This window comes from Streptomyces sp. UNOC14_S4 (assembly GCF_020740835.1).
Lineage (GTDB): Bacteria > Actinomycetota > Actinomycetes > Streptomycetales > Streptomycetaceae > Streptomyces.
In genome coordinates, this window is the sequence record NZ_JAINFC010000711.1 from 1 (window position 1) to 2,958 (window position 2,958).

The 2,958-nt window shown below is 75.7% G+C and carries 3 protein-coding genes; all 3 read right to left on the reverse strand.

From position 1 onward, the window contains the following. Positions 1-746: IucA/IucC family protein (locus K6I34_RS34705; protein ID WP_275127214.1), on the reverse strand; the 746-nt coding region annotated here is incomplete at its 3' end. Continuing rightward, complete coding sequence (locus K6I34_RS38760; protein WP_229332022.1) at positions 743-2,164, reverse strand: MFS transporter; 1,422 nt, start codon at positions 2,162-2,164, stop codon at positions 743-745. The genes K6I34_RS34705 and K6I34_RS38760, both read right to left, overlap by 4 nt. Beyond that, the coding region (locus K6I34_RS34715; RefSeq protein WP_229332023.1) for a SidA/IucD/PvdA family monooxygenase at positions 2,161-2,958 on the reverse strand (798 nt) is incomplete at its 5' end. The genes K6I34_RS38760 and K6I34_RS34715, both read right to left, overlap by 4 nt.

A 2,958-nucleotide genomic window follows, 5' to 3' on the forward strand; every position in this document is an offset into this window, starting at 1 on the left:
TCCCAGTGGAAGGGGTGCACCGGCAGCCAGACGAAGTCGTCGGCCGCGTACGGGCCGTAGGCGCAGGCCGTCTCCAGCACGCCGGTGAAGCGTTCGCGGACGTCGTCGTCCAGCTCCTCCTTCAGCAGGGTGTCGGCGTCGAGCCCGGGGACGCCCGAGTACGCGGCGAGGCCGGTGTGGACGGCGGCCCAGACCAGGTGGACGGCGTCGGCGGTCTCGGGGGCGTAGGCGGCCGCGTCGGCGGCGGAGAAGCCGAGGCGGCCCTTGTTGAGCAGCATGCAGGGGTGGCCGTCCTGGTGGGCCTCCAGGTCGAGGTGGTCCAGGTCGGCCAGGCGCGCGGCGGGCAGGGCGCGGGCGAGGGACGCGGCGTCGGCGCGCCGGGTGGCGGTCAGCTCCCGCAGGACCTCGGCGGTGGTGGGGCCGTCCCAGCCGAGCACGCCGCGCGCGTCGAGGAGGAAGCGCTCCGGGCCCGCCTCGCCGTCACCGTCGGCGTCGGCGTCGGCGTCGGCGGGGGCCGGGTGCCGGACAGGCGGCCCGGCCAGGCGCCAGGTGCCGAAGGTGCCGCGGGCGGCGCGGAAGGTCCAGTGGACGCCGTCGGAGAGGTCGAGGCGGTAGGCGTCGTCCACGCCCGCCGCCTCGTCCTGACGCGGCGTCAGCAGCTCCTCGTAGGCGAACTCCTCGACGGCCTTGACCAGCAGGCGGCGGCCTGCCTCTGCCCAGGTGCCTCGGGTGGCGGCGCGGTTCATCGGTCGTACTCCTTGACGTGCGCGTGCGGGTGCTGGTGCGCGGATACGGGTGCGGGGGCGGATGCGTCGGCGGGGACGGTGACAAGTGTGCGGTCGGGCTGCGGACGCGGAGTGGGCAGGGGCGCGTCGACCAGGGGGGCCGGGGCAGAGCCGGGCACCGCGGGCCTGGCCAGGGAGGCGACGGAGACGCAGACCAGGGCCACGGCGGCGACCGTCAGCGGCAGGGCGAGGTCGCGGGAGGCGGCGGCCGCCGCGACCAGCGGGGCCGCGAGCAGCCCGGCGGAGCGCACGGTCTCCACGGCGGTGAAGGCGGGGCCCGCCGTCCCGGTGGAGTGGAACTGCCGCATCTCGACGGCCACTTGGGCGAGCCCGAGGCCCAGACCGGCGAGCAGCCGCCCGCCGACCAGCGCGGGGAGGCCGTCGGCCGCGTACTGCCATACGAAGCCCGCCGCGCACACCACGGCGGCCGTCGGCAGCAGCCGTCGGCCGAAGCGGTCGTGGCAGCGGCGTACCAGCGGCAGCGTGACCAGGGCGCCCACGCTGGGCAGGAAGAACAGCACGGCACCGCCCATGGAGCCGCTGCCGAGCCCTTCGGCGAACTCGGTGAAGAAGGGCCGCGCCACGGCGAGCGCGAAGTCGAACGCGACGCCGATCAGCGCGGCTTGGGCCAGCAGCAGCCAGCGGCCGCGCGTGAGGCGGGCGGGCCGCGCGGGCGCCGCCTGCGGCTTCCTCTCGTTCTTCTCGGCGGCCTTCTCGGCGGCCTTCTCGGCGGCCTTCTCGGCGGCCTTCTCCGCGGCGGGCAGCCGCCGCAGGACGCGCAGGATGAGGACGGCGAGGAGGACGTCGACCACGGCGAACGCCGAGACGCCCAGGCGCGGGTCGGGCAGCGCGAGCACGCCCGCCCCGACCAGGGTCGCGGCGACGGCCGCCAGGTGGAAGACGGCGACGAAGGAGCACACCGCGGCGAGTTCGGCGTGCTCGGGGTCGCTCTGTTCCTCGGCCGCCTTGCGGGTGTGCTCGGCGATGAAGGCCGGATAGGCCAGGAGCAGGGCGGCGTTGGCGGCCACGGAGGCGGCCGACAGCGCCGTGTAGGAGGCGTAGCTCGGCGCGAAGCCGAGGCAGAGGTCGATGACGGCCGCCGAGCACAGCCCGGCGACCACGAGCTGGTGCAGGGGGCGGCGGCGGGCCGCGAGCCCCCACAGGGGGAGCGCGACCAGGCCCACGATGCGGCAGACCCACAGGTAGAGGCCCGTCGCGCCGGGGTCGTCCACGCCGTAGAGGCGGTCGAAGAGCTGGGGGAGGAAGGGCGCCAGCGCGGTCTCGGCGATCAGGTAGAGCGCGATCACCGCGATGAGGACGGCCCGCAGCGGCAGGCCCGGCCGCGGGCCGGCCGCTCCCCCGGCCTGCCCGGCCGTCACCGGAGGGTCCCGATCGGGGCGGGCTGCTGCTGTCCCGCCGCCGTGGGGGCGCTCTCGGGGGCACTCCCCGGGGCACCGAAGGTCGTCCACGCGGCCTGTTCCGGCACCGGCAGCACGGGCCGCCCGTACACCGCGTTGAGGATCTTCGCCGCGCGCCAGGCGCCCAGCGTCAGGTCGGGGGCGCCGACGCCGTGGGTGTGCATCTCGGCGTTCTGGACGTAGAGGGTGCCGCCGACGCGCGGGTCGAGGGCGACGCGGTAGTCGCCGTCGACCTGGTAGCGCCGCTTGTCGTCCCAGTCGACGAGGTCGCCCATGGTGTCGAGGAAGGCGGGGCGCGTGGCGCTGTAGCCGGTGGCGGCGACGATCGCGGAGGTGCGGACGGTGAACTCGCTCCCCTGCTGACTGTGACGGCACGTCAGCAGATAGCCGTCGCCGTCCGCTTCGACGGCGTGCAGCGCGATGCCGGGGTGCAGGTCCGCGCGGGGGCGGCCGCCGCCGATGGTGCGCTCGTAGAGCTCGTCGTGGATCGCGCCGAGGGTGTCGGAGCTGACGCCCTTGTAGAGCTGCCACTGCTCGCGCACGAGCTGTTCGCGGCGCTCCTCGGGCAGGGCGCGGAAGTAGCGGATGTAGTCGGGGGTGAAGTGCTCCAGGCCGATCTTGGAGTACTCCATGGGCGCGAACGCGGGCGTACGGGCCAGCCAGCGGGTGAAGGGGCCGCCGAGGCCCTGTCCGTCCTGGTGGCGGATGAGGTCGAGGACGACCTCGGCGCCGGACTGGCCCGCCCCGATGACGGT